This window comes from Pseudomonas sp. AC255 (assembly GCF_979258175.1).
The window spans coordinates 3,068,417-3,093,426 of sequence record NZ_OZ409841.1; the positions used below are offsets into that span (position 1 = coordinate 3,068,417).

The 25,010-nt window shown below is 58.7% G+C and carries 26 protein-coding genes and 4 tRNA genes; 8 read left to right on the top strand and 22 right to left on the bottom strand.

The window, feature by feature from the left end:
• Positions 1–11: 11 nt before the first annotated feature.
• Entirely contained in the window at positions 12–224 is a 213-nt protein-coding gene (locus ACZZ0K_RS14005; protein ID WP_003179963.1) for a cold-shock protein, read from the top strand.
• Between the two features lie 65 nt (positions 225–289).
• On the opposite strand, the gene ACZZ0K_RS14010 is transcribed toward ACZZ0K_RS14005, so the two are convergent.
• A complete protein-coding gene (locus ACZZ0K_RS14010; RefSeq protein WP_016774047.1) occupies positions 290–607 on the bottom strand; it encodes an I78 family peptidase inhibitor in 318 nt (105 codons plus the stop codon).
• 166 nt (positions 608–773) lie between these two features.
• Entirely contained in the window at positions 774–1,076 is a 303-nt protein-coding gene (locus tag ACZZ0K_RS14015; RefSeq protein WP_252885707.1) for a hypothetical protein, read from the bottom strand.
• 129 nt (positions 1,077–1,205) lie between these two features.
• Here ACZZ0K_RS14015 and ACZZ0K_RS14020 point away from each other — a divergent pair, with 129 nt between their 5' ends.
• On the top strand, positions 1,206–1,406 hold the full coding sequence (locus ACZZ0K_RS14020) for a hypothetical protein (protein ID WP_016774045.1): 201 nt from the start codon (positions 1,206–1,208) through the stop codon (positions 1,404–1,406).
• Positions 1,407–1,439: 33 nt separating this feature from the next.
• On the opposite strand, the gene ACZZ0K_RS14025 is transcribed toward ACZZ0K_RS14020, so the two are convergent.
• From ACZZ0K_RS14025 to ACZZ0K_RS14060, 8 genes are all read right to left on the bottom strand, one after another.
• Complete coding sequence (locus tag ACZZ0K_RS14025; RefSeq protein WP_056784434.1) at positions 1,440–2,468, bottom strand: nucleoside hydrolase; 1,029 nt, start codon at positions 2,466–2,468, stop codon at positions 1,440–1,442.
• A gap of 31 nt (positions 2,469–2,499) precedes the next feature.
• Positions 2,500–2,904 (bottom strand): D-ribose pyranase, encoded by a 405-nt coding sequence (gene rbsD, locus ACZZ0K_RS14030; protein WP_041478553.1) that lies wholly within the window; start codon positions 2,902–2,904, stop codon positions 2,500–2,502.
• The gene (gene rbsK / locus ACZZ0K_RS14035; RefSeq protein WP_258707893.1) at positions 2,901–3,818 is read right to left on the bottom strand and encodes a ribokinase; all 918 of its coding nucleotides are present in this window, start codon (positions 3,816–3,818) and stop codon (positions 2,901–2,903) included. Before rbsK ends, rbsD begins: the two co-directional genes overlap by 4 nt.
• A 24-nt stretch (positions 3,819–3,842) precedes the next feature.
• On the bottom strand, positions 3,843–4,862 hold the full coding sequence (locus tag ACZZ0K_RS14040) for a LacI family DNA-binding transcriptional regulator (protein WP_041478551.1): 1,020 nt from the start codon (positions 4,860–4,862) through the stop codon (positions 3,843–3,845).
• Positions 4,863–4,865: 3 nt separating this feature from the next.
• A complete protein-coding gene (locus ACZZ0K_RS14045; RefSeq protein WP_463559153.1) occupies positions 4,866–5,843 on the bottom strand; it encodes an ABC transporter permease in 978 nt (325 codons plus the stop codon).
• Complete coding sequence (locus tag ACZZ0K_RS14050; protein ID WP_258707892.1) at positions 5,840–7,393, bottom strand: sugar ABC transporter ATP-binding protein; 1,554 nt, start codon at positions 7,391–7,393, stop codon at positions 5,840–5,842. The genes ACZZ0K_RS14045 and ACZZ0K_RS14050 overlap by 4 nt, the downstream gene beginning before the upstream one ends.
• Before the next feature lie 55 nt (positions 7,394–7,448).
• Positions 7,449–8,405: a sugar ABC transporter substrate-binding protein gene (locus ACZZ0K_RS14055; RefSeq protein ID WP_024012403.1), complete on the bottom strand. Its 957-nt coding sequence runs from the start codon at positions 8,403–8,405 to the stop codon at positions 7,449–7,451.
• 198 nt (positions 8,406–8,603) lie between these two features.
• The gene (locus ACZZ0K_RS14060) at positions 8,604–9,053 is read right to left on the bottom strand and encodes a hypothetical protein (protein WP_041478549.1); all 450 of its coding nucleotides are present in this window, start codon (positions 9,051–9,053) and stop codon (positions 8,604–8,606) included.
• A 336-nt stretch (positions 9,054–9,389) separates the two neighbouring features.
• Here ACZZ0K_RS14060 and ACZZ0K_RS14065 point away from each other — a divergent pair, with 336 nt between their 5' ends.
• The 3 genes from ACZZ0K_RS14065 (at position 9,390) to ACZZ0K_RS14075 (ending at position 11,639) form a co-directional block, all read left to right on the top strand.
• Positions 9,390–10,478: an asparaginase gene (locus tag ACZZ0K_RS14065; RefSeq protein WP_095179504.1), complete on the top strand. Its 1,089-nt coding sequence runs from the start codon at positions 9,390–9,392 to the stop codon at positions 10,476–10,478.
• Between the two features lie 197 nt (positions 10,479–10,675).
• Positions 10,676–10,945, top strand: coding sequence for a DUF1654 domain-containing protein (locus ACZZ0K_RS14070; protein ID WP_016774035.1), 270 nt, complete (start codon positions 10,676–10,678; stop codon positions 10,943–10,945).
• Positions 10,946–10,949: 4 nt separating this feature from the next.
• Positions 10,950–11,639 carry an endonuclease gene (locus tag ACZZ0K_RS14075; RefSeq protein WP_041478547.1) on the top strand — a complete coding sequence of 230 codons (690 nt, stop codon included), beginning with the start codon at positions 10,950–10,952 and terminating at the stop codon, positions 11,637–11,639.
• Between the two features lie 83 nt (positions 11,640–11,722).
• Here the strand turns inward: ACZZ0K_RS14075 and ACZZ0K_RS14080 are convergent, their stop codons facing one another.
• Positions 11,723–12,088: an SPOR domain-containing protein gene (locus tag ACZZ0K_RS14080; RefSeq protein WP_252879803.1), complete on the bottom strand. Its 366-nt coding sequence runs from the start codon at positions 12,086–12,088 to the stop codon at positions 11,723–11,725.
• A gap of 250 nt (positions 12,089–12,338) precedes the next feature.
• Between ACZZ0K_RS14080 and csrA the strand changes: the two genes are divergently transcribed.
• The gene (gene csrA, locus ACZZ0K_RS14085; RefSeq protein ID WP_003179932.1) at positions 12,339–12,533 is read left to right on the top strand and encodes a carbon storage regulator CsrA; all 195 of its coding nucleotides are present in this window, start codon (positions 12,339–12,341) and stop codon (positions 12,531–12,533) included.
• 219 nt (positions 12,534–12,752) lie between these two features.
• On the opposite strand, the gene ACZZ0K_RS14090 is transcribed toward csrA, so the two are convergent.
• A complete protein-coding gene (locus ACZZ0K_RS14090; RefSeq protein ID WP_258707891.1) occupies positions 12,753–13,208 on the bottom strand; it encodes a DUF2214 family protein in 456 nt (151 codons plus the stop codon).
• 451 nt (positions 13,209–13,659) lie between these two features.
• On the opposite strand from ACZZ0K_RS14090, the gene ACZZ0K_RS14095 reads away from it, so the two are divergent.
• Complete coding sequence (locus ACZZ0K_RS14095; protein ID WP_258707890.1) at positions 13,660–14,046, top strand: hypothetical protein; 387 nt, start codon at positions 13,660–13,662, stop codon at positions 14,044–14,046.
• A gap of 692 nt (positions 14,047–14,738) precedes the next feature.
• Here the strand turns inward: ACZZ0K_RS14095 and ACZZ0K_RS14100 are convergent.
• Positions 14,739–14,815: transfer RNA gene (locus ACZZ0K_RS14100), tRNA-Val, on the bottom strand.
• 182 nt (positions 14,816–14,997) lie between these two features.
• On the opposite strand from ACZZ0K_RS14100, the gene ACZZ0K_RS14105 reads away from it, so the two are divergent.
• The gene (locus ACZZ0K_RS14105) at positions 14,998–16,281 is read left to right on the top strand and encodes an NAD(P)/FAD-dependent oxidoreductase (protein ID WP_041478544.1); all 1,284 of its coding nucleotides are present in this window, start codon (positions 14,998–15,000) and stop codon (positions 16,279–16,281) included.
• A 128-nt stretch (positions 16,282–16,409) separates the two neighbouring features.
• Here ACZZ0K_RS14105 and ACZZ0K_RS14110 read toward each other — a convergent pair whose 3' ends face one another.
• The 9 genes from ACZZ0K_RS14110 to ACZZ0K_RS14150 form a co-directional block, all read right to left on the bottom strand.
• Positions 16,410–17,381 (bottom strand): XdhC family protein, encoded by a 972-nt coding sequence (locus tag ACZZ0K_RS14110; protein ID WP_252883506.1) that lies wholly within the window; start codon positions 17,379–17,381, stop codon positions 16,410–16,412.
• A gap of 1 nt (position 17,382) precedes the next feature.
• Positions 17,383–18,618 (bottom strand): c-type cytochrome, encoded by a 1,236-nt coding sequence (locus tag ACZZ0K_RS14115; RefSeq protein WP_258707889.1) that lies wholly within the window; start codon positions 18,616–18,618, stop codon positions 17,383–17,385.
• A gap of 2 nt (positions 18,619–18,620) precedes the next feature.
• A complete protein-coding gene (locus ACZZ0K_RS14120; protein ID WP_016773947.1) occupies positions 18,621–19,160 on the bottom strand; it encodes a (2Fe-2S)-binding protein in 540 nt (179 codons plus the stop codon).
• On the bottom strand, positions 19,153–21,984 hold the full coding sequence (locus ACZZ0K_RS14125; protein ID WP_258707888.1) for a xanthine dehydrogenase family protein molybdopterin-binding subunit: 2,832 nt from the start codon (positions 21,982–21,984) through the stop codon (positions 19,153–19,155). The genes ACZZ0K_RS14120 and ACZZ0K_RS14125 overlap by 8 nt, the downstream gene beginning before the upstream one ends.
• Before the next feature lie 475 nt (positions 21,985–22,459).
• Positions 22,460–22,536: transfer RNA gene (locus ACZZ0K_RS14130), tRNA-Asp, on the bottom strand.
• A gap of 93 nt (positions 22,537–22,629) precedes the next feature.
• Positions 22,630–22,706: transfer RNA gene (locus ACZZ0K_RS14135), tRNA-Asp, on the bottom strand.
• Positions 22,707–22,761: 55 nt separating this feature from the next.
• Positions 22,762–22,837, bottom strand: a tRNA-Val gene (locus ACZZ0K_RS14140).
• Between the two features lie 174 nt (positions 22,838–23,011).
• The gene (locus ACZZ0K_RS14145; RefSeq protein WP_217879703.1) at positions 23,012–23,788 is read right to left on the bottom strand and encodes an SDR family oxidoreductase; all 777 of its coding nucleotides are present in this window, start codon (positions 23,786–23,788) and stop codon (positions 23,012–23,014) included.
• Positions 23,785–24,996, bottom strand: coding sequence for an O-succinylhomoserine sulfhydrylase (locus ACZZ0K_RS14150; protein WP_016773944.1), 1,212 nt, complete (start codon positions 24,994–24,996; stop codon positions 23,785–23,787). The genes ACZZ0K_RS14145 and ACZZ0K_RS14150 overlap by 4 nt, the downstream gene beginning before the upstream one ends.
• Positions 24,997–25,010 lie beyond the last annotated feature (14 nt).

A 25,010-nucleotide genomic window follows, 5' to 3' on the forward strand; every position in this document is an offset into this window, starting at 1 on the left:
GGAGATACACCATGTCTAATCGCCAAACCGGCACCGTTAAATGGTTCAACGATGAAAAAGGCTTCGGCTTCATCACTCCTCAAGGTGGCGGTGACGACCTGTTCGTACACTTCAAAGCTATCGAATCCGACGGTTTCAAAAGCCTGAAAGAAGGCCAGACCGTCTCTTTCGTGGCTGAGAAAGGCCAAAAGGGTATGCAAGCTGCACAGGTTCGCCCAGAGTAATTTCTCGGCGCACTAAAAAAACCCCGTCCTGGTGACGGGGTTTTTTATGCCTGACACAAAAGGACTCAGCCGCAGTTGACGCGAGTAACTACCAGGTTGTTGTCGGTGTTCAGGTTCAGGCGATCGGAGCGGTATTCCAGGGTGATCATGTCGTTCGGCTTGAGGAAACGCGCATTTTGCGCCCCAGCCTTGGCACGCGCCTGATCCAGCAACTCAGGGGATGCCTTCTTGCCGATGGCAAATTGCGCTGCCGATGCTTCGCAGCGGCTATTTCCTGATTCAGCCGCCACGGGCTCCTTTGCCGACTCGCTGGAGGTTGTGCTGCAACCAGCCAACAGAGCAGCGGCCATAAGTGCACCCAGTGTCGCGAACTTCAAAGGCATGAAGCCTCCTTGTTTTCAAATGTTTAAGCAGAGATCGTGCGACCGCCAATGCGGCGTTTGGTTTCAAGGCTCAAGCCATGCCCTGCCCCACGAGCGGAAAAATGCCGAGTGTGCCTGAGCCGCCCTGTCCGGCTCATCAAACATTCGTGACTGAATATTAACGACCTCAATAAACGTCGATGTAGTCGTAGGGCGGATTCGGCCAGTTGTCTTTGAGTGCGTTGAAAATCTGCATCACCCAGACTTCATCGCTGGCTGCGACGTTACCCACATAGCCCGCCCCCTTCGCCCAGGTTTCCAGGCGAAACAGCAGACCCTCGATATCCTGCCCACCGGTCACCGTAGACAGATAGGCAATGCCATCTTTGGTCACGCGCAATTGGTTGTGCACGTCGTCACTGCCCGAGGCAAGCAATTGGCGCACTGCTTCGAGTGTGAGGCCGTCAGGGGTATTCAAATCAATCTGCACAGCGGGGTCCTTTGCAAGCCGGAAAAGACCAAGTGTCGCATAGCGCTCCGCTCATGCCTAAGTCGCAGTGCCAAATGCCGCACAAAATGGTTAACTCGAAAACAGACATCCTGACCTTTCGAGCCTCCCATGACCAGTGTAAGCATCGACGCCGCCATCAACGCCAAATGGGCCGAAGGACACAGCTCTTACAGCCCCGGCACGACGGAAGAATTGGCGCTGATCGGCATTGATTTACTGGTCAAGGAGTTGGGGATAGAAGCGGCGCAGCATTTTATCAATCAGGTATTCGAACGCTATCCGATCGGTCAGGCCGAACAGCCGCAGTGAAAACCCGCAGGCAACCGCCTGCGGGTTGACGACTTATTTCAGGCGTTTCAGGCGCTCGGTCAGCAGATCAAAGAATCCCTGGGCGTCGCCATTTTCGACCCAGAATGCATTCTTCGGCGCTTTCAAGCCGTCGTACCAGTCGACAATGGTCTGGCCGAATGTCGGTCCTTCACGGCTATCCACCACGACGTTGACGGCCCGACCGGTAAACAACTCAGGCTTGAGCAGATACGCCACAACCGTCGCGTCATGCACCGGGCCACCGGGAATGCCGTAGTGCTCCATATCGCCCTTGATGTATTCGTTGAGAATGTCGCCGACGATCTTGCTCGCATTGTTGTTCAGCGCGGCGATCTGCTTCAGGCGTGCATCGCTGGTCAGGATCTTGTGGGTCACGTCCAGCGGCAGATAAGTGAGTTTCACCCCGCTCTTGAGCACCACCTCGGCAGCCTGCGGATCGGCGAACAAGTTGAATTCAGCCACAGGGGTGATGTTGCCACCGTTGAAATGCGCCCCGCCCATGATCACCACTTCCTTGATGCCCTGAACGATTTCCGGCTCCTGGATCAATGCCAGAGCCAGGTTGGTCTGCGGACCGAGCATGGCAATGGTGATGCTGTGCGGTTTGGCCGATTTAAGAGTGTCGATCAGATAATTGACCGCATTGCCTTTCGCCAAGCCTTTCTTCGGTTCGTGAACCGTGACGCCTGACAAACCTTCCTTGCCATGAATGTTCTCGGCGTAGATCGGCGTGCGCATCAGCGGCTTCGGTGCGCCAGCGTAAACCGGCACGTCTTCGCGCCCTGCCCATTCGCGAGCGAGTCGCGCGTTACGCGAAGTCTTGTCCAGGCGCACGTTGCCGGCGACAGTCGTTAACGCGCGGATATTCAATTCATCCGGCGACGCCAGCGCGAAGAGCAAAGCGACAACGTCGTCAGCGCCTGGATCGGTGTCGATGATCAAATCGATTTTTTCAGCGGCCTGAACGCCGGTCGCAGTTATCACAGACAAAAGCAGCAGGCTCCGGACCAGTTGATGAAGTTTTGCAGCATAGCGTTGCATAGCGCATTCCTTGTGCAGGTGATATCGGAAATCAGAATGTAACCCCGGCGACCAGAACGATGTTGCAGTACGGCTGACATTCTCCTGTACGAATGATCGCCCTGGCTTGTCGGCTAAGCACCTTGAACTGCTCGTGGGTGAGCAGATCCCTACGGCCCAGCGCGCCCTCTTCGTTCAACGCGTCCAGATCGGCCAGCGCCGTGGGTTGTTTGTCGAAGATCTCTTTGGCCAGCACATGGCTCTCTACCTGCATCTCGCTGAGTACAACTTTCAGCGTGCTGACGAAATCAGGGATGCCATGGGTCAGTGCCAGATCAATCAACTCGACACCCGGTGGCACGGGCAAACCGGCATCGCCAATCACGACCATGTCACCGTGGCCAAGAGAAGCGATCAGTCGCGACAGCGCGACGTTAAGCAGAGGAGTCTTTTTCATGCGGGTTTGAACGCCTGTACTTCGGACATGGTTGGAATCGACGGTTGCGCACCGGCGCGGGTAACCGACAGTGCAGCGGCGATCTGCCCGTAGCGAATCGCCTCGGCCTCAGTCTTGCCATCGGCCAGCGCAGCGGCAAAACCGCCGACGAAAGTGTCGCCCGCCGCCGTGGTATCGACCGCCTTCACGGTCGGCGCGGGAAAATGTTCGAAGCCGTTACCGTTGGCGAACAATGAGCCTTGCGACCCTAACGTGACGATGACTTTGCCCGCGCCCATGGCAATCAACTGAGTGGCAGCCGTTTCTGCCGACTGCAGCGAGTCGACAGCGAGCCCGCTCAATGCGGCGGCTTCGCTTTCGTTGGGAATCAGATAGTCGATGGCGGCAAACCAGTCAGCCGGCAAAGGACGGCTGGCCGGCGCCGGGTTGAGGATGACGGTTTTGCCCAGTTCACGCGCGCGCTTGAGCGCATGCCCGACCGTCGCGTCGGGAATCTCGAGCTGACAGATCACAACATCGGCGGCCTGTAAAACCGCATCAAAGCGGTCGATCACTGCCGGCGTCATCGCGCCGTTGGCACCGGCGACAATCACGATGGCGTTCTGGCTGTCGTCATCCACCACAATCAGCGCTACGCCACTGGAATCCTCTACGACACTGACAGCCTCGCAGTCGATGTGCTCGGCGAGCAAGGCATCGCGCAATCGCACACCGTAGTCGTCATTTCCGACGCAACCGATCATTGCCACCTTAGCGCCCAAGCGCGCAGCAGCAACCGCCTGATTGGCGCCCTTGCCGCCAGACACCGTGGCAAAGGAATGACCAATCAGCGTTTCACCGCCGCGTGGCAGCCGTGGCGCCCGGGTGACCAGGTCCATGTTCAGGCTGCCTATTACCACTACATTTGCTGGCATACATCACTACTCATCAATTCGGTTTCAGCGATATTCGGTGAACACGCCGGACAGCGGCGCGGTCGATTCGCGCAGGACAATGCTCGGGGTCACGATGCGTTGATCGGTGCCCGAATCCGGCGCAGCAATTCTGCGCAACAGCACTTCGGCGGCCATCTCGCCCAGTTGCAGGATCGACTGGCCGACCGTGGTCAGCGCCGGATAGACATAACGGCTCATCTGAATGTCATCGAAGCCGATTACCGACAGCTCGGCCGGCACCCGGACATTACGTTCAGCCGCCGCACGCAGCACACCGATGCCAATCATGTCGTTACCGGCAAAAATTGCGCTCGGCGGATTGCTCTCGAGCAGCCGGGCTGCGGCGTTGTAACCGCCGGTGCTGGTGAAGTCGCTTTCGAGCATACGCTCCTCGCGCACCTCGATTCCCGCTTCTCGCAGCGCTCGGCAATAACCGGCCTGACGCATTTGCGCCACGCTGGTACTGGCCGGACCGCCAATGGTGGCGATGTCGCGATGCCCCAACTCGAGCAGGTGACGGGTTGCCAGATAAGCGCCGTATTCATGATCGATACGCACCAGATCGGCATTTACACCTTCCAGGCCCCGGTCAACGATAACCATCGGCGTCTTCACGCCTGCCAGCCCTTGCGCCAGACCAGTGTCACCGCCGGCGGAGGCGACGATCAAACCGTCGATACGTTTTTCCAGCAACACGCGCAGATAACTGCGCTGCTTGTCCGGATTGTCGTCGGAGTTACAGAGGATCACGCAGTAACCGTTGCGCTCGCAGTAATCCTCGATTCCGCGCGCCAATTCAGCGAAGTACGGGTTGAGGCTGTTAGGCACCAGCAGGCCGATGGTCGCCGTGGTTTTGGCTTTCAGCGAGCGCGCCACGGCACTGGGCACGTAGTCGAGGCTCTTGATCGCCGCCTCGACTTTGCGCCGCACTTCTTGACTCACCGGGCGGGTGTTGTTCACCACGTGCGACACGGTCGTGTAGGAAATACCCGCAAGCGCCGCTACATCCTTGATCGTTGCCATGGTTCAGCCTCGGCGACTGGCGCGTTGACTGCGATAGGTGTCGAGCACCACGGCGATAACAATTACCGCTCCGGTGATGATGCGCTTGGTCGGCTCCGTCGCACCAATCTGTGCGAGACCGGCCGCGAGCACGGAAATGATCAGCACGCCAAAGAAAGTACTGATTACCGAACCGCGTCCACCCATCAGGCTGGTACCACCGATAACCACCGCCGCGATCACTTGCAGTTCCAGACCCGAACCTGCGTTCGGGTCAGCCGCCTCCAGACGCGAAATCTGAAACAGAGCGGCAATGCCCGCCAGCAGGCCCATAAGGCTGAACACCAGAATTTTGTAGGGCTTGGGATCGATCCCGGCCAGCCGCACGGCTTCTTCGTTGGTGCCGATGCCGATCAGGTAGCGGCCGAAAACAGTGCGAGTCAAAACTGCCTGCGCGATGAAGATCACCAGCAAAGCGATGATGAACGAGGGTGAAATACCGAACGCGATCGGATTCGACAGCCAGGCGAACGCATCGCCGATGTACGCAGTCCGCGACCCGGTCATCTGATACGCCACACCGCGGGCCATTTCCAGCACGCCGAGGGAGACGATGAACGACGGAATCCGCCAGGCCACGGTGATCGAGCCAGTGATGGTCCCGGCCAGAGCCGCCACCGCCATGCCGAGCAGCGCCGCTGGCAAAACGCTCCAGCCCCAGCCGAGAATCGCAACGCTGACCGTCGATGCGGCCAACGCCAGCACCGAGCCGACGGACAAATCGATGCCGCCGATGATCAGCACAAAGGTCATGCCCACGGCCAGCACCATCAGGTCGGGAATCTGGTTGGCCAGGGTGCTGAAAGTGTTGTACGAAAGGAAATGGCTGCTCAGAACCGAGAACAGCGCAATCATCGCCAGCAAGGCACCGGCCAGGCCCAGATATGTGCCCAGGCCGAAGAAATTGCCACTACGTTTACTGGCAGAAGATGCAGTTTTCATGGGAGATCCCTAGGCGCTGCCTCATTGAGCAACGCATCACGTTTTTGGTAGCCGGCGAATGCGGCGGCAAGCAAATCATCCTGGGTCCAGCTGTCGCGCTCGAAGGTGTCGATCAGACGCCCCGCCGAAAGCACGCCGATCCGGTCGCAGATCAGCATCAACTCGCGCAAGTCACTGGACACCACCACCAACGCCTTGCCCTGACGGGTCAACTCGCCGAGCAAACCGTAAATATCGAACTTGGCACCGACATCGATTCCACGAGTAGGCTCGTCGAACAGCAGCACCGAACAGTCGCGCTCCAGCCAGCGGCCGATCACGACCTTCTGCTGATTGCCGCCGGACAGCTCCGAAACCAACTGCGTCGGGCTCGAGCTGCGGATGCGCATGGCTTCGATCTGACGCTGCGCCAGGGAAATTTCGTCGCCATTGTTGACGAAACCGCCACGGGAGATTTCCGGCATGTTACCCAGGGCGATGTTGGCGCTGATCGACTGACTGAGCAGCAGCCCTTCGCCCTTGCGATCTTCGGTGATCAACGCGATGCCATTGCGTACGGCATCGACTGGCGAGCGAACACTCACGACCTTGGCCGGGGAGCCGAGCGCGATGGTGCCGCTGTCGGCAGCATCGGCACCGAATATCAGCCGCAGCAATTCCGTGCGCCCTGCCCCGATCAATCCGGAAATACCGAAGATCTCCCCGGCACGCACCTCGAAAGAGACGTCGCGGACTTTGTCAGAGCGGGTCAGCCCTTTGACCGTCAACGCCGGAGCGCCGATCTTGCGCGGCCCCATGTCGATGTGTTCGCCCAGTTCGCGACCGACCATCAAGGTGACCAGTTGCTCGCTGTTGTAGTTGGCCATCGGCTCGACGCAGACCAGGTTGCCGTCACGCAGCACGGCAATACGCTGCGCCACCCGCGCCAGTTCTTCGAGGCGGTGAGAGATATAGATGATGGAAACGCCGCGGGCCTGCAATCGGCTGATCTGCTCGAAGAGCATTTCGACTTCGCGCGCCGTGAGCATCGCGGTCGGCTCATCAAGGATCAGCACATGGCAGTCGCCGATCAGGTTGCGCGCGATTTCAACCATCTGCTGATGGCCGATACCGAGTTCGCCGACCAGCGTGTCCGGATCGATCGCATCGAGGCCGACTTGCGCCATGGCTTCGATCGCCGCCTTGCGCAACTGCTTGCGGCTGATCCAGCCCGCGCTACTCGGCAGATTATCCAGAAAGAGGTTTTCCGCCACCGACAGCGTCGGCAACAGATTGAGTTCTTGCATGACCATGCGCACGCCAAGCTCTTCGGCCTGGGTACGGCTGCCCGGACGATAATCCTTGCCGTGGAATTGCATCTGGCCGGTAGTGGGTGTGACCAGACCACCAATGATCTTCGACAGGGTACTTTTGCCGGCACCATTTTCGCCGGTCAGCGCCAGTACTTCACCGCGCATCAGCGTCAGATCGATGCCGGTGAGCACCGGTTGCGCATAGGTCTTGCCGATACCGCTGACCGAGAGGACAGCGTTCGGGGCGGAAACTGACATAGAAATCTCCATGCGCTCGCCCGGACGGACGAGCGCCGTTGTGTCGCCAGATGACTTACTGGGTGACCAGCTCGACCGGTGTTTCGATCACACCGTTGGCACCGCTGTCGACTTTCTCGCCTTTGATGATCTTCAGCGCGGTTTCGATGCCGAACACGGCCTGCTTGGCTGCAAACTGATCAGCCGTCGCCAGCACGCGGCCGTCCTTGAGCATTGGCTTGATGGCATTGATATTGTCGTAACCGACGACTTTCACCTGCCCAGCCTTACCAGCGGCACGGACTGCGGAAACGGCACCGACCGCCATGCTGTCGTTACCGGCCAGCAGCGCTTTGACATCCGGGTATTCACTGAGGATCGAAGCCGCAACCTTGTTGCCCTTGTCGATTTCCCAGTCACCGGACTGCAGCGAGACCACTTTGATCTGCGCGGCTTCCATCGCGTCCTTGAAACCGGCCGTGCGCGCCTGCGCGTTGGTGGTGGTGGACACGCCTTCGATGATGCCGACCTCGTCGCCCGCCTTCAGCTGCTTGGCCAGGTATTCGCCAACCAGACGTGCACCCTTGCGGTTGTCCGGACCTACGAACGGCACGTTGATGTTCTTGCTTTTGACCACGGCGGGATCAAGCTGGTTGTCGATGTTGATCACCGTGATACCGGCGTCTACGGCCTTCTTGATCACCGGCACCATAGCCTTGGAGTCAGAAGGCGCGATCACCAGTGCATTCACCTTGGCCAGGATCATCTGTTCGACGATGCGAGTCTGGCCGGCAGTGTCGGTTTCGTCCTTGATACCGTTGGAGATCAGATCGAAATCGGCGGAGTGTTCTTTCTGGTAGGCCTTGGCGCCGTCTTCCATGGTCAGGAAGAATTCGTTGGCCAAAGATTTCATGACCAGGGCGACTTTGGGCTTTTCTGCAGATTCGGCGAACGCCGACGAGACAGGTAGTGCGGCGGCTGTGGCAGCCAGCATAGCGACAGCAAGAAGACGTGCGGCGAATGGCAGCTTCATGGGTTCACTCCGATCTTATGATTATTGTGAGCAACGTTTGCGCTGACGTAACCTACGTCACGGCTCCGGGAGCAGATGCCCTTCCAAGCCGCGCAAACGTTTGCGTAGACCGAACTATGAGAATCCCGCTGACATTTGTCAACAATCAGAAATCGTCTTTTGTTGTAGGCCGAATCGCTGAGTCGGCCATCTGACGCTTCAGGCGGTCGTGTTGACCAGGCCACCGCTGGTAGCGCTTTTCGACATCTCCTTGACCAACGCACCCGCCACTTCTGCCAGTGCGGCGCTGGTTTGCGCGATCTGGCCCTGAATCGACATCACTGCCTGGGACTTCGCTTCGGGAGTCGGATAGCTTGCGGCCTGAGCCGCAGCCAGTTGCTGTTGCTGCTCCTGAAGTTGCTTCTGCAATTCCTTCATTCGCTTGAGCAACGTCTTGACGGTGATGCTGAGATTGCTGTCAGCCTCGGTTTCACTGTTTTCCTGCACAGGCCCGCCACCGGTTCTGACCTGATTCTTCTCAGTCTTTTCGGTACCCAGCGCCTGCGCCGAAGTCTCATTGGTCGCGTCGTTCAGGCTGTTGATCGTCGCTGCAGTTTTACCGCCAATGGTGACTGCAGCGGGATTGGCAAAACCGACCGTCAGTGACATGTGAACTCCTAAGATTTGGTTTCCTTGAGGACGCATCGGCCTGAGAGCACATTTCTTTAGCGGGGATTTGTCACCCGCCTGGCTTTTCAGAGATTGCCTATCGGCGAGCCGAACACGAATCCGCCTGTCGTTCGGAATCCCGGATGGATGGATCCTCAACGATGCTCTAGCCCTCGACAAATATTGATTTAAATCATTGGGTTAAACATTTTCCGCCAGCACATTACGCATGGTATGAATCCTGCTCCCGTCCTTGCACCTCGAGCATTCAGATCGGCTTGGGGCGCATCTAGATGAACCTGCATCAGCACCGTCTCACGACTAGAGAGAAAAATAATGAAATCTGCTTTCAATACCTTGATTCCGGGCGCATTGGCCCTACTCCTGCTCCTGCCTGCTGCCCTTCAGGCAAAAGAAGCCGAAACCCAGACGAAACTGGCCAACGTCGTCGTCCTCGCCACAGGCGGCACCATCGCTGGCGCCGGCGCCAGTGCGGCCAACAGCGCCACGTATCAGGCAGCAAAAGTCGGTATCGAACAACTGATTGCCGGCATTCCCGAGTTGAGCAAACTGGCTAACGTGCGTGGCGAACAAGTCATGCAGATCGCTTCGGAAAGCATCACCAACGACAACCTGCTGCAATTGGGTCGTCGCGTTTCCGAACTGGCCGACAGCAAGGACGTGGACGGCATCGTTATCACCCACGGCACCGACACTCTGGAAGAAACCGCGTACTTCCTGAACCTGGTCGAGAAAACCGACAAGCCGATCATCGTCGTTGGCTCGATGCGTCCGGGCACTGCCATGTCGGCAGACGGCATGCTCAACCTGTACAACGCCGTCGCCGTGGCGAGCAGCAAAGAAGCACGCGGCAAAGGTGTGCTGGTAACCATGAACGACGAGATCCAGTCCGGTCGCGACGTCAGCAAAATGATCAACATCAAGACCGAAGCATTCAAAAGCGCCTGGGGTCCGCTGGGCATGGTGGTCGAAGGCAAATCCTACTGGTTCCGCCTGCCGGCCAAGCGTCACACCATGGATTCGGAATTCGACATCAAGGACATCAAGAGCCTGCCTGACGTAGAAATTGCCTACTCCTACGGCAACGTCAGCGATACCGCCTACAAGGCACTGGCTCAAGCCGGCGCCAAAGCCATCATCCACGCCGGCACTGGCAACGGTTCGGTATCTTCCCGCGTGGTTCCATCCCTGCAAGCGCTGCGCAAGGATGGCGTGCAGATCATTCGCTCGTCCCACGTCAACGCCGGCGGCTTTGTCCTGCGTAACGCCGAACAGCCCGACGACAAATACGACTGGGTTGTCGCTCACGACCTGAACCCGCAGAAAGCCCGCATCCTGGCGATGGTTGCACTGACCAAGACCAACGACAGCAAAGAGCTGCAACGGATGTTCTGGGAATACTGATTGAACATCGCCTGATCACTTCTCGATCGGGCAATTGCGCATCACCTGTCAGCTTGGCAGGTGGTGCCCCGCTTACACCCTTCCAATACTTTTCCCACAAAAATCTCGACAAGTCCTACACCAAAATCGGAAACCCGCTGTCAGAGGATTTTCTTGAATTTTAAGCAGTTGCGAAATCGCTTACAGTTAAATACTGTATGCACGTACAGCTTAATAAGGATAACCTCGTGGCCACCTCTCCTGCTGCTCCTGACGCTTATGAACGCATGGGTATGCGCGTTCAGAAAATCATCAATTCCCCCACCGCACAAAAAGCCAAAGCCGCACTGATTTTCCGTCTGCCGGATGAGCCGATGGACGACTGGGAGCGCTTGCTCGAGGAAATCGACGAGAACGATAACGTCACCCTCGCCTATCGCGATGACGGTGGCGTGCAGATTTTTTGGGTTGTGCCGAAGGAAGATTGATTCAATGAGTGTCCGCTGTGTTGCTTTGCTGTTGTTGTTTTTCGCCGTGGGCGCCCAGGCTGGCGCCCCACGTACATTTTCCGAAGCCAAGAAAGCTGCATGGAAACTTTATGCGCCGCAGTCCACGGAGTTTTACTGCGGCTGCAAGTACACCGGCAACCGCGTCGATCTCAAGGCTTGCGGCTATGTGCCGCGCAAGAACGCCAAGCGTGCATCGAGGATCGAGTGGGAGCACATCGTGCCAGCGTGGCAGATCGGGCATCAGCGGCAGTGCTGGCAGCAAGGCGGACGCAAGAATTGCACGCGTTACGATCCGGTTTATCAAAAGGCCGAAGCTGACCTGCACAACCTGGTACCGAGCATCGGTGAGGTCAACGGTGATCGCAGCAACTTCAGCTACGGCTGGTTGCCGGTGCAGTCCGGTCAGTATGGATCCTGCCTGACGCAGGTCGACTTCAAGGCCAAGAAGGTCATGCCCCGCCCTTCGATCCGCGGCATGATCGCCCGCACGTATTTTTACATGAGCAAACAATACGGACTGCGGCTGTCGAAGCAAGATCGGCAGTTGTACGAAGCGTGGGACAAGACCTATCCAGTGCAGGACTGGGAACGTCAGCGCAACCAGAGCGTGGCGTGCGTGATGGGGCGTGGCAACGAGTTTGTCGGCTCGGTAAATCTGAAAGCCTGCGGCTGATCGCAGCACAAAAAAAGGCCTCGAGCGTTATGCTCGAGGCCTTTTTCATGTCTGGCGTTCAATCTGTGTTGAAGGCGCTTCGCTTATGGCGTGAGCGGATGCTCAATCACCACCGACCCGATATTTTGTTTCTTGGCTTTTACCAACGCCGCATCCACCTGCACCTTGCGCGCCTCAGCCTCGGCCTGGGAGTTGAACGGACCGATCAGAATTCGTGTTTTACCGTTGCCGTCCTTCACGACTGTCGGAACGAAAGCATGCTCGATCAACCAGCCGCTCAGATCACTGACGGCCTGGGGAGTCTCGCCACGCACTTCCAGATCCCACTGAGGCGCAGCCGCCGCCGGCGCTGCCACGACCTTTGTCTCAGGCTTTGGCGCATCTACATTCTTGCCTTCACCGCAGCCTGCCAATGCCAGTGCCGCTACCAGCCAAACCAATTTGCGCACAACGCTTTCCTCGGAATTCACAAAGCGGCGATCTTATCATTCATAAATACTTCGCGAGCCCCGCAAAATGGGCACAAAACAACGAGAATGATGATTGCAGCCTCTGTATAGTTACGCCCTGGGAATTAATGCCGCATCTGCGCGTCAGAAAGAGGCACCCAAACCGTGAGACTTCGCACTAATCTATAGATACCACCGACCTCTGCACTGTCTGAATCAGGTGCCCTACAAAGCAATCAAGGAGAAGACCATGCTGATACTCACCCGCAAAGTCGGTGAAAGCATAAACATTGGTGATGACATCACGATCACCATCCTCGGAGTCAGCGGCCAACAGGTCCGCATCGGCATCAACGCTCCGAAAAACGTGGCAGTGCACCGTGAAGAAATTTACCAACGCATTCAGGCCGGCCTGACCGCTCCGGACAAGCCGCAAACACCCTGAGCCACTTTGCATTACGTAGCCAGTCCTATTGCCGTCGCGCAAGACTGGCTAAAGATTCACGCGCCGTTTAGCCATCCGCATTTCACCCCGCTGGGCACGGCGCCTGAAGCACACTGACTCCTTTCACTTGTCACTCCCTCCTTTCTTGCGCCGATATTACCTTTCACTCCTGGAGCTGGCTGTCGGACGTTTCCGATAGAGCACGGAGAATTACGCCTTCTAAGCGAATATCACCCCACGCGCCATGCCTGTCGCCGCGACCATCATCAGGATCAGCAGCAGCGCTTCAACATGACTGATGCGCGCGTACAACTTCGCACGCCCGGCATCAGGCGCTACCCCGCGCGACGATGCGATGCGCCATTTGATCAGCGTGATCATGGGTGCAAGCTCTACCAGCAGGATCAGCACTAACAACGTCATCTTCAGATGAAACAGCGGCTGATGCAGGTAATAGTCAGAGCCTTTCTCGTAACCACCAAATGCGCGCATCGCTCCGGTAATAAGCAGCGTCAAAGCTGAAAGCCCCCACAAGTTATCCGCGAGCAGCACGCGCTTGACCTCTCCCGTACCCGCCGAGAGCTGGCTGAACGCTGTGCCGCGCGTCAGCACCGCCCAGAAAGCCAAGGCAAACGCGAATAGATGAACAGCCGCAAGGATCCACTGACTCAGCATCGACGCACTCCCTTACAAAGAGTTGAAAATCGGCCAGTCAGTAGTAGACGAAAAAGCGGGGCCTCGCTTGGAGGTGACGGCGAGACAGATGCCAAACGCCAAATCGCAGGCAAAAAAATCCCAAGCAGCTGATGGAAGCTTGGGATTTAAAAATGCATAAACCGTGGTGGTGAACGCGGAACGAATGTTACTTAAATTCCCATTACACAACAAGGCTTTTTCGATAACCGGCTAGAGAACAAAACACCTAAGCCTTTCAATATCAACATGTTTTTTACGCCAAACAATCGATAGGAGCAGTCTACTGACAGCTCGAAGCCAAAATGGAATGCGCTCGCCCCCGCGCACGACAACAGAAAATTGTTTCAGTTTTATGCTTCGGAAAATATTTTTGCCGTACAATGACGAGCTGAACAGAAACAGATCGAAAATCAGGTCAAGGAAGAATTCCGTGGGACGCATTACTGCTGCTGTTTGGCCTCTACTTTCCATCTTCGCTTTCTCCACCAATGCAAATGCTGCACCGGACGATTACTACGCGGCCTACTCCATCGTGAGTGTTAATGGCGACCTGCCGATCCGCACCGTGATAGTGAAGCGAGTCAGCGAGGATTTTGTTTCCTACCGCGGATTTCAATTCGATTGCTCAAATCAGACGCTGAGCCAGAGCGGATTCTATAACGCCCCCGAGTTGGCTATTGGCGAATTGGCCAAGGTTATTCCTTCGCCAGGCAACTACACATTCATGACTGACCGCGCCCGCGCTAAAGCTTGCGACATCGAAAGCGCACAAACTGTAGGGGGACTGAATCAGCCCCAGCCTCAAGGCCCTTCATGATCTGCTCGCAAATCACTCCGCCGGCGCAACATGAATCAACACAGTTTCCCCGAGCGGCTTCAGCCACTATTGAAGAATGCAACCTTTGCCGTAGGGGTGGCGCACCTGCCGAGCGATCAATATCGCTCGGCGCAGTTGGTGATGAGCTTTGAACGAGCTTCATCCCCTGGCTGAATCCGCGACGATAGCTGCCGGAGTTCCTCACCGCTGATCATGCGGGCGACCAAGATCACATTGTGTTTTACTCAATCGCTGCATGGGGTTGCGCACTGACTGCCAACTAACGCTGAGCTCCAGATGCCTCGCAGCCTTTCGCACAATAGGGCCGAGCGACGCCATTTAGTTACCCTGGCTGATCAGGCCACGATCCGAGCAGGCGTTCGCTAATCAACAGCCGGACGAAACCGGAGCCGTTGCGCAGTTCCGCACCATGGGCTTCGCCAAATACGCCACCACTATCGAAGCCCCCCGGCAAACCGATCGAGCAATCATTTCAGACAGTCGACAATCTGCCGGCATATCAAGGGCTGCTCTATGCCGCGTGCAGATGAAAAAGGGATGCGCCAACCCGAAGCAGCGCTCGGCCACCACCACCAGCCCAAAGCGCTCCAAAAGCTCGCCCAAACACACAACAAAAAAGGGCCCACCTTTCGGTGAGCCCTTCTAGACCGCCCAGCAGAGCGGATTTTGTTTGGTAGGCGCGATTGGACTCGAACCAACGACCCCCACCATGTCAAGGTGGTGCTCTAACCAACTGAGCTACGTGCCTGCTGTGAGGCGGCATTCTACGGAATTCCGGAGGGGTGTCAACACCTTTTTTCACCTAACCCTATGAATATGCAAAATATTTAATTTCGGCTCAGCGACGAAGATTTTCCGGTGGCTGGCGGAGGTTTTTCAACTCGGGTAGGATCGGCACACTCGTAAAATATATTAAACAGAGGCGGCAGGATGGCGAACACCCAATACCCAGAGTCTTATTACGCTGCGTCGGCCAATGCCGTACCACCACGCCCTGTGCTGCAGGATGATGTGGAGACGGACGTCTGTGTGATCGGCGCCGGGTATACCGGGCTGTCGTCTGCCCTGTTCCTGTTGGAGAACGGTTTTCGCGTAACCGTGCTTGAAGCGGCGAAAGTCGGTTTTGGCGCCTCGGGCCGAAACGGCGGGCAGATCGTCAACAGCTATAGCCGCGACATCGACGTCATTGAACGCACGGTCGGCCCCAAGCAGGCGCAACTGCTCGGCGAAATGGCCTTTGAAGGCGGCCGGATCATTCGCGAGCGCGTGGCCAGATACAACATCCAGTGCGACCTGAAAGACGGTGGCGTATTCGCCGCCCTTTCCGCCAAACAAATGGGCCACCTTGAATCGCAGAAACGGTTGTGGGAGCGCTTCGGCCACACCCAGCTGGAATTGATGGATCAACGCCGCATCCGTGAGGTGGTGGGTTGCGATCAGTACGTCGGTGGCATGCTCGATATGAGCGGCGGCCACATCCATCCGCTGAATCTGGCGCTCGGTGAAGCGGCGGCAGTCGAGTCTCTCGGCGGCACCATCTATGAGCAATCACCTGCCGTGCGCATCGAGCGCGGCGCCAATCCGGTTGTGCATACGCCGCAGGGCAAGGTCAGGGCCAGGTTCATCATCGTTGCCGGCAACGCCTACCTCGGCAATCTGGTGCCGGAACTGGCGGCCAAATCGATGCCGTGTGGCACTCAGGTGATCACCACCGAGCCGCTGGGTGATGAGCTGGCGAAAGCGCTTTTGCCGCAGGACTACTGCGTGGAAGACTGCAACTATCTGCTCGACTACTATCGCCTGACCGCCGACAAGCGCTTGATCTTCGGTGGCGGCGTGGTCTACGGCGCTCGCGATCCGGCGAACATCGAAGCGATCATCCGCCCGAAGATGCTCAAGGCTTTCCCGCAACTCAAGGACGTGAAGATCGACTACGCCTGGACCGGCAACTTCCTGCTGACCCTTTCGCGCTTACCGCAGGTCGGGCGCCTGGGCGACAACATCTATTACTCGCAGGGCTGCAGCGGCCACGGCGTCACCTACACGCACCTGGCTGGCAAAGTCCTCGCCGAAGCGTTGCGCGGTCAGGCCGAGCGTTTCGATGCCTTTGCCGACCTGCCCCACTACCCCTTCCCCGGCGGGCAACTGCTACGCACACCGTTTGCCGCGCTGGGCGCCTGGTATTACGGGCTGCGCGATAAGTACGGCCTATAAACACCATTGTGGCGAGGGGATTTATCCCCGCTGGGGGTGCGAAGCGCCCCTCTTGAGCAGGAGGGGACTGCTACGCAGTCCAACGGGGATAAATCCCCTCGCCACAGTAGATTCAGCAAGGCTTAGGATCAGAGCTGATCCCGAGCGATCCCGCTGCGAATCCGCAGGATATCCGCCAGCACCGCCAGCGCAATTTCCGCCGGTGTCTTGCTGCCGAGGTTGAGGCCGATCGGCGCATGAATCCGCGCCAGCTGCGCCTCGCTCAAACCACCAATGCGACGTAAGCGCTCAAAGCGTTTTTGCGACGTCTGCAGCGATCCCATCACACCGATGTAAAACGCCTTGGTGCGCACCGCCTCCATCATCGCCAGATCATCGATACGCGGATCGTGGGTCAACGCCACTACCGCCGTATCGCGATGACAACCACCGTCGGCAATAAACACCGAAGGCAACTGCCGACGGATTTCCACGCCATTGAGCACCACACCTTCCAGCACCTCCTCGCGCGGATCGCAGAGAATCACTTCGAAGCCAAGTCCTACCGCGAACTCGGCACAGACCTGCGCCACACTGGAGTAGCCGGCGAGCAACAAGCGCTGTGCTGCACCGATACGGATGCGCACCCGATCAATCTCACGCTCGATCCGTGCACCCTGCTCGCGATCAGCCAACAGAACGCGAGCACCGCTGGCCAGATCGACTTCGCGAAGCAGACGACGCTGACCCAGCAGCGCTGATTCCAGTTCACGCAGATGCGCCTGCACCGCGCAGTCGGCGTCAAGTTTTTCCACCAACACATCGAGAATGCCACCGCAAGGCAGACTGACCCGCGAGCGCGGATCATCGCCTTCGCCGTAACGCACGACGCTTACTGCTTCGAGAAACGCACCTTCGGCAACGCGCTGAAGAAAATCCTCCTCAACGCAACCGCCCGACAGCGAACCGATCCACTGCCCGCCTTCGTTCACCGCGAGCAGCGAACCCGGCGCGCGCGGTGCCGAGCCGTAAGTGGTCAGCACCGTGCACAGCCAGATTCGCTGCCCGGCCACCGACCATTCCAGCGCCCGACGCACCACTTGCAGATCGAGATGCTGCATATCAGTGGGCCTTGTGCTCGACGCTCGGCGCGTCGGCTTGCAGCTTCTGCACTTCACTTACTGCCAGCTCAGCGCTCTGGCCGCCCCAACCCTGACGCAGGTAGTTGAGCAGATCAGTCAATTGCTCAGGACTGAGCTTTTCAGCAAAACCCGGCATCGGCTGCATGTGCTCGAACCCGGAGAACTTCTGTTCGCCGATGCCGTCATCGATCACTCGCAACAGGTTGCGCGGATCTTCCAGACGCAACGTGGTGTTGCCGCGCATGGCCACTGCGATGTGCGGTTTGCCTTCACCGCCAGCCGCGTGACAACCGGCGCAGACGTTCAGATATTCCTGACGGCCGTGCTGAGCACTCGCGCTGAGCTTGTCCAGCGGTACTTCGACGAGCTCTTTGGCTGGTGGCGGTTGCTCGCCAAGCAGGAACGTCGCCATTGCCGCCAGATCAGCATCGCTCAGACCTTGAGTGCTGTTGTGAAACACCGGGAACATTTCGTTGAACATCGTTCCTTGCGCGCTCATGCCATGCTTCAGAAACGTGCTCAGATCCTGCTGATTCCAGCCGCGCGCGGCCAGGTCGGTGGCCAGCAGGCTCGGCGCGAGATAACCATTGAGAATGCCGCCGGTCATGCGCTTGTCCATTTGCATCGCGCCCGGCAGGCCACGTGGCGTGTGGCATTCACCGCAGTGGCCGAGGACATCGACCATATACTGGCCGCGCTTCCACGCCGCACTTTTGCCTTCGGCCGGCTCCAGCTTGACGTCTTTACCGTAGAGCATGTTCCAGCCGGTCAGGCCCAGACGCACGTTGAACGGAAAGCTCAGGCTGGTCACCGGCGCGGCGCGTTCGATCGGCTCGATGGTTTTCAGATACGCGTGAATCGCATCGGAATCGGCGCGCGGCATCAGGTGATACGAAGTGTACGGCATCGCCGGATACAGATTCGCACCGTCGCGCCGTTTGCCTTCGGTCAGCGCAGCGAAGAACTCGTCATCGTTGTACAGACCGATGCCGTGCTCTTTGCTCGGGGTGATGTTGGTGCCGTAGATCGTGCCGAACGGCGACACGATCGGCAGGCCGCCGGCATAGGGCGCGCCACCCGGTGCGGTGTGGCAGGCCATGCAGTCAGCGGCGCGGGCGAGGTATTCGCCGCGCTTGACCTGATCATCGGCGTGGACCGCCAAAAACGGCGCAGCCAGTCCGACCGCAAAAGTCAGGCGGGTCAGTAAACGCTTCATGCTCACCCCTCCTTGACCAGACCAAGATCGGTCAGCACGTTGCGCGTGGCGTTGTAATAACGCACGTACCCGGTGCAGCGGCAGACGTGATGGCCGAGGCTGTCCTCGATCACCTGTTCCAGCTGACTTTTGACGATCGGCTGGCGCTGCAGCTTCTCGACCAACACCGTCGCGGCGTTGACGAAGCCTGGCGCGCAGTAGCTGCACTGGAAGGCAAACTCGTCGACAAAGCGCTGCTGGATCGGATTGAGCTCGGTGACCTGGCCCTGCTCGTCGCGAGTGGCGTGGCCTTCGATGGTGCGGACTTTCTTGCCCTCGAAGTAGTGCGCGCCGGTGATGCAGGTGCGCACTTCTTCGCTGGTACCGTCGGGGTTATCGACGATCACCACGCAGGCGTGGCAGATCCCCTGACCGCAGCCCAGCCGCGAGCCGGTGAGGTTTTTGTATTCGTGCAGATAGTCGATCATCGGCAGGTCATCAGGGATGTCCACCGGGCCGACGGATTGACCATTGAGGGTCAGTTGAAGCGGACGGTTAGCCATTGAGGGCCTCCTTGATGCGCGCAGCAGTGATGGGCAGGTCGCGAACACGTTTGCCGATGGCATGCGCCACGGCGTTACCGATGGCACCGACAATCGGGATCATCACCACTTCGGCGATGCCCTTGGACGGATCGCTCGGCGACAGCGGCGGCAGGATCTCCGCAGTCTGCTTCCACACCGCTACGTGACGGGCCATCGGCAGACGGTATCGGTTGAAGTTCCAGTCACCCTCCCCCGGCCCGCCTTCGTACAGCGGCATCTCTTCCATCAAGGCGTGGCCGATGCCCATGGCGATACCGCCTTCGAGCTGGCCCTTGACCAACTCTTCAACCAACACGCGCCCGCACTCGATCCAAGAATGGTGGTTGAGCACCTGAACCTCCGCCGAGCCTTTGTTGACCTTCAGCTCGACCAACGTGGCGACCGGGCTGTAATAGGTCACGGCAGCGTTGTTCAACTGCACTACCGGGTAGTTGACGTTCTGCCGATCAAGCAAGTGGAAGCCGGCGCTGTTCATCTGCGCTTTCTTCGCTTGTGGCGCGCCATCGCCGTATTTCACCGCCAGACCGTCGAGCGGCAAGCGCTCGCGCACGCCGTCGATGCTGTATTCGGCTTCGGCCCAGCTCCAACGGTTGAAACCGTGCACCGTGGCGCCCGTCACCAGCCCGCGTTCGTGGGCGCGCTTGGCCAGCTCTTCGAAACTCAGCGGCTGCATGCCGTTGGCGGTCAGCTTGCCGTCGATCCAATGCGCATCTTCGCGACGCACCACGTAAGGGTTGGCCTGGCCGCCGTACGGCCCCTGACGCCATATCTCCAGCGCCGCGGGCCACAAACCATGGTTGAACAGCACGCGCGCTGCCTCACGGGTTGCATGGCTGAAGTAATAGGCGGAGTTGGTCGCCGAGGACGCCGACGCCAGCTTGCCGACCCAGCGCGGATTGCGCAGCAGATTGTCCTGTTCGGCCTGACTCATGATGTACGGGTTGCCGCTGGTGATCAGCTGCATTTCCTGCCACTCGGTTTCTCCGGTCTTCACATCATGCGCCGGGCTGCCGAGGAAATCGGCGACGACCAAGGCTTGCGAAGTGGACATGCCGGTGCCGATTTCGATACCGATATGGCGCAGGGTGATGCGCCCGTCAGCGGTGAATTCGATGCTGGCCATCGGTGCTTCGGAGCCGGTACCGAAGTCTTTCTGGCAAATGGCGAAACCGACGCCGTACCAGTTATCCGGGTCTGCCGCTTCACGTTGTTGCTTGATCGTGTCGCGGTTTTTCCAGACTTCGTGCACCGAGGCCTTGTCGAGAATTTCGTGCAGGCGCAATGCACCGGCCGGGATTGCGCCCTGGGTGTTTTTCATGCCGGAACGCAGGGCATTCCTGCGGCGCAAATCGATGGCGTCGACACCCAGACGATTGGCGATCTCGTCGACCATCATTTCGGTCGCCGCCATGCTTTGCAGGGTGCCGTAACCGCGCATCGAACCCGCTTCGACTGCGCGCGAGTGATAGGCGGTGACCTGCAGATCGTTCTGCGGCATGTAGTAGATCGACTGCGCAGCCGTGGCGCCAACCGCTGCCACCGATGGGCTGTAGTTGACCCGACCGCCGCCGTCGACGCTCATTTCCGCGCGGAAAATCTTGAAGGTGTAGTCATTCTTGTCCACGGCCAACTGGTAGCGGATGTCGAACGGGTGACGCTTGATGCCGCTCTGGAATTGCTCATAGCGGTCGTTGGCCAGACGCACCGGCACACCGGCGCCGTACAGCGCGGCCAGGGCTGCATAGTAGACAAAAATGTTGTGGTCTTTGGAGCCATACCCGACGGTATAGCCCGGATGCATGTTCAGGTTGGCCAGGCCGAAACGCGACGGCCCGATCATCTTCGCTGTCTCGGTCGCGACTTCCAGCGGGCACTGCGTCGCCACGACGAAATGCAGGGTTTTGGTTTTCGGGTCGTACCAGCCGTTGCCGTTGTCCGGCTCAAGGGCGGCCGGTTCGATCGACGGCGTCTTGTAGCGCTCATCGAACACCAGCCAGTTGTCTGGCGGCGTGTCGATCTCCTGCTTCATGCGGTCGGCGTAGAACAGACCGCGCTCGGTGAGGTTGCCATGCAGGTTCGGCGATGCATTCCACACTGGACGGCGGTTCTTCAGCATCGGGAACAGAATCGAATCCTTGAGGCTGGCGAACTCGTCTTCATCCGCCGAGGTCGCGCCACCGACGCGCACATAGCGGAAGCTGCCGTAGGGATCACCTTCGTAGAACGGCACTTTGGCGCCGTAACGAATCGCTTTGTCATTGAATTTGAGTTGGTTCTTGGCCCGACGGAAACGCTCGAAATCGTTCCAGATCAGGATCGCCACCGGGTGACCGATGAACATCGGCACCTTGCCTTCGGGCAGCAATGGATCAGGCGCGTGCTCTTCGGGGAAGTGGATACCGTCCTTGTCCAGATCGGCAGCGGTGACGATGCGGTCCGGCTGCAGATCGGCGCCGAGCCACGACAGGTCGTAACCTGCGTAGATATGGTCGGCCTTGATGGTTTTCAGCAGCATCGCGTGGCCCTGTTGCTCAGGCCAGCCAGGCATGTCCTTGGCGCGGATGTCGCGGGCAAACACCTTGCTGCCGCAGACCTTGGACAAGGCATCGTTGCGTTGACGGGCCTTGCCGTTATTGCCGAGCCATTTCTCGGACGGCACGGTGACGCTGTTTTCCATCAAGGCAGCCAGCGCCTGACTGCTGAGCGGCGTAAGCGTAACGCTCACACCCGCCACCAGCCCGCCCTGGAGGAACGAGCGCCGGGATATTTCACGGTTGGACATGGATCATCCTCTGGGCGGTTATAGGTCCGCCCTTGTGGTTATCTACTGGGGATCTCGAGTCGTGCAGAAGCTCTTTCTGGCGAAGCAAAGAGCTGTGTTGACAGTGCAAAGCTGACCGAAAGGTTAACTTTAAAGGTTTCTGCGCCCACAGCAAACAACCAGTTACAAAAACCTGACTAAATAATCAAAAAATCAATGCGACGTAGCACCGCAGAAGGCTTGCAGAGATTCTTGCAGGAGCTGTCGAGTGAAACGAGGCCGCGATCTTTTGATCTTGCTTTTTAAAATCAAGATCAAAAGATCGCAGCGTGCCGCAGCTCCTACAGGACGATTTGCGTAGGAGTTCGAGAGAGGAATAGCTAAATTTCAGACACAAAAAACCCCGGTCTTTCGACCAGGGTCTTTGCTATCGATCCGATTCAGCCAATGGCTTATCTCGGCGCTTCAAGGCGTTCAGTGGTCCTTGAAACAGATATGGCGCAGCGGACGGGACTCGAACCCGCGACCCCCGGCGTGACAGGCCGGTATTCTAACCGACTGAACTACCGCTGCGTATCGCTTTGAGCTTGCGCTCAAGTAACTCGTTTTGATTGCCAGCTTCGGTGCCTTGCAATCGCGAATCAGATGAATCTGACTCGTAAAATATGGCGCAGCGGACGGGACTCGAACCCGCGACCCCCGGCGTGACAGGCCGGTATTCTAACCGACTGAACTACCGCTGCGCGTCGGTGCAGGCACTTTCAGCCTACTCTCTTGCTTGCGCAAGCTTCTCGGGAGTGGTGGGTGATGACGGGATCGAACCGCCGACATTCTGCTTGTAAGGCAGACGCTCTCCCAGCTGAGCTAATCACCCGTTTGCATCTCCGAGGCCGCGAAATTTACGCAGGTGGCGAAGCTAAGTCAATAGCAGGATTGGAGTTTTTTAAAAACGGGTTTTAGCTGCAAGCTGCAAGAAAAAGCAGGATCACCTAAAGCAGGCACACCAGCGTCTTGCTTTAACTTGCAGCTTGAAGCTTGAAGCTGCCTTTCACTGCTCGTAGATCATCTTCTTGGTCATGCCGCCATCGACGACGAATTCCTGCCCGGTGACAAATCCCGCATTGCGCGACAGCAACCACGCCACCATCGCCGCCACGTCTTCCACCGTCCCCACCCTGCCCGCCGGATGCTGGGCGTGATCGGCATCGGCCAACGGTTCGGCGCGACGCACCGAGGGATCACGCGCATCGATCCAGCCAGGACTGACTGCGTTCACGCGGATTTCCGGCCCAAGGCTGATTGCCAGCGCATGGGTCAGCGCCAACAGCCCACCCTTGCTCGCCGCATACGCCTCGGAGTCCGCCTCCGACTGTCGCGCACGGGTCGAGGCCAGATTGACGATCGAACCGTTGTGCGCACGCAGATAAGGCGCACAGTGCTTGGCCAGCAACATCGGCCCGCTCAGATTCACCGCCAGCACCCGATTCCAATACGCCAGATCGAGGCTTTCCAGGGTGATGTTGTGCGGATCGGCCACCGCCGCGTTGCAGACCAACGCATCGAGGCGACCAAACTGCCCCAGCACCTCGGCCACGCCCAGTGCGACCTGATTTTCCTCGGCGACGTCCATGGCGATGAACCAGGCGTTTTCGCCGAGCACCTTCGCCACTTTCGAACCACGCACCCGATCAAGATCGGTCAGCACCACTTGCCAGCCTTCGCTGATCAGCCAGGCGGCAATTCCGAGGCCGATACCGCGTGCAGCGCCAGTGACCAGCGCCACGCGGCCATGGGTATTGGCCGCCGGTGTGGACAACTCGATCACAATGCCGCCAGACCGCGCGCCAGGTCAGCCTGCAGGTCAGCCACATCTTCCAGACCAACCGCGACGCGGATAAGGCTGTCGCGAATCCCCGCCGCTTCACGCTCCTGCGGCGCCAGACGGCCGTGGGAGGTGGTGCTAGGATGGGTGATCGTGGTTTTGCTGTCGCCGAGGTTGGCGGTGATCGAAATCAACCGCGTGGCATCGATAAAGCGCCAGGCGCCTTCTTTGCCGCCCTTGACCTCGAAGCTGACCACCGCACCAAAACCCTTCTGCTGGCGCTGAGCCAACTCGTGCTGCGGATGGCTCTTGAGGCCGGCGTAATGGACTTTCTCGATGCCGTCCTGCTGCTCCAGCCATTCGGCCAGCGCCTGAGCGTTGGCGCAATGCGCTTTCATGCGCAGATTGAGGGTCTCGAGGCCTTTGAGGAAGATCCACGCGTTGAACGGGCTGAGGGTCGGCCCGGCGGTCCGCAGGAAACCCACCACTTCTTTCATCTGTTCACCGCGACCGGCGACAACGCCGCCCATGCAGCGACCCTGACCGTCGATGAACTTGGTCGCCGAGTGCACGACAATGTCCGCGCCGAGCTTCAGCGGCTGCTGCAACGCCGGGGTGCAGAAGCAGTTGTCGACCACCAGCTGCGCGCCCTTGGCATGCGCGATTTCTGCCAGCGCGGCGATATCCACCAGCTCGGCCAACGGGTTGGACGGCGATTCGACAAAAAGCAGTTTGGTGTTGGACTTGATCGCCGCGTCCCAGGCTGACAGATCGGCCAGCGGGACGTAATCGACTTCGACGCCGAAGCGTTTAAAGTATTTCTCGAAGAGGCTGATGGTCGAGCCGAACACGCTGCGCGACACCAGCACATGATCGCCAGCACTGCACAGGCTCATCACCACAGCCATGATCGCGGCCATGCCGGTTGCCGTGGCGACGGCTTGCTCGGCGCCCTCCAGCGCGGCAATGCGCTCTTCAAACGCCCGCACGGTCGGGTTGGTGTAGCGCGAATAGACGTTGCCAGGCACTTCGCCGGCAAAGCGCGCCGCTGCATCGGCAGCGGTGCGGAACACGTAACTGGAGGTGAAGAACATCGGGTCACCGTGTTCGCCTTCCGGCGTGCGGTGCTGACCGGCACGGACGGCCAGGGTATCGAACGCTACGCCTTCGAGGTCGCTGTCCAGCCGACCGGCATCCCATTCCTGACTCATGCTGTCTCTCCTTG

Coding starts and splice junctions, on each gene's coding strand:
- ACZZ0K_RS14005 (WP_003179963.1), top strand. CDS start 12: ATGTCTAATCGCCAAACCGGCACCGTTAAATGGTTCAACGATGAAAAA.
- ACZZ0K_RS14010 (WP_016774047.1), bottom strand. CDS start 607: ATGCCTTTGAAGTTCGCGACACTGGGTGCACTTATGGCCGCTGCTCTG.
- ACZZ0K_RS14020 (WP_016774045.1), top strand. CDS start 1,206: ATGACCAGTGTAAGCATCGACGCCGCCATCAACGCCAAATGGGCCGAA.
- ACZZ0K_RS14025 (WP_056784434.1), bottom strand. CDS start 2,468: ATGCAACGCTATGCTGCAAAACTTCATCAACTGGTCCGGAGCCTGCTG.
- rbsD (WP_041478553.1), bottom strand. CDS start 2,904: ATGAAAAAGACTCCTCTGCTTAACGTCGCGCTGTCGCGACTGATCGCT.
- rbsK (WP_258707893.1), bottom strand. CDS start 3,818: ATGCCAGCAAATGTAGTGGTAATAGGCAGCCTGAACATGGACCTGGTC.
- ACZZ0K_RS14040 (WP_041478551.1), bottom strand. CDS start 4,862: ATGGCAACGATCAAGGATGTAGCGGCGCTTGCGGGTATTTCCTACACG.
- ACZZ0K_RS14045 (WP_463559153.1), bottom strand. CDS start 5,843: ATGAAAACTGCATCTTCTGCCAGTAAACGTAGTGGCAATTTCTTCGGC.
- ACZZ0K_RS14050 (WP_258707892.1), bottom strand. CDS start 7,393: ATGTCAGTTTCCGCCCCGAACGCTGTCCTCTCGGTCAGCGGTATCGGC.
- ACZZ0K_RS14055 (WP_024012403.1), bottom strand. CDS start 8,405: ATGAAGCTGCCATTCGCCGCACGTCTTCTTGCTGTCGCTATGCTGGCT.
- ACZZ0K_RS14060 (WP_041478549.1), bottom strand. CDS start 9,053: ATGTCACTGACGGTCGGTTTTGCCAATCCCGCTGCAGTCACCATTGGC.
- ACZZ0K_RS14065 (WP_095179504.1), top strand. CDS start 9,390: ATGAAATCTGCTTTCAATACCTTGATTCCGGGCGCATTGGCCCTACTC.
- ACZZ0K_RS14070 (WP_016774035.1), top strand. CDS start 10,676: ATGCACGTACAGCTTAATAAGGATAACCTCGTGGCCACCTCTCCTGCT.
- ACZZ0K_RS14075 (WP_041478547.1), top strand. CDS start 10,950: ATGAGTGTCCGCTGTGTTGCTTTGCTGTTGTTGTTTTTCGCCGTGGGC.
- csrA (WP_003179932.1), top strand. CDS start 12,339: ATGCTGATACTCACCCGCAAAGTCGGTGAAAGCATAAACATTGGTGAT.
- ACZZ0K_RS14090 (WP_258707891.1), bottom strand. CDS start 13,208: ATGCTGAGTCAGTGGATCCTTGCGGCTGTTCATCTATTCGCGTTTGCC.
- ACZZ0K_RS14105 (WP_041478544.1), top strand. CDS start 14,998: ATGGCGAACACCCAATACCCAGAGTCTTATTACGCTGCGTCGGCCAAT.
- ACZZ0K_RS14110 (WP_252883506.1), bottom strand. CDS start 17,381: ATGCAGCATCTCGATCTGCAAGTGGTGCGTCGGGCGCTGGAATGGTCG.
- ACZZ0K_RS14115 (WP_258707889.1), bottom strand. CDS start 18,618: ATGAAGCGTTTACTGACCCGCCTGACTTTTGCGGTCGGACTGGCTGCG.
- ACZZ0K_RS14120 (WP_016773947.1), bottom strand. CDS start 19,160: ATGGCTAACCGTCCGCTTCAACTGACCCTCAATGGTCAATCCGTCGGC.
- ACZZ0K_RS14125 (WP_258707888.1), bottom strand. CDS start 21,984: ATGTCCAACCGTGAAATATCCCGGCGCTCGTTCCTCCAGGGCGGGCTG.
- ACZZ0K_RS14150 (WP_016773944.1), bottom strand. CDS start 24,996: ATGAGTCAGGAATGGGATGCCGGTCGGCTGGACAGCGACCTCGAAGGC.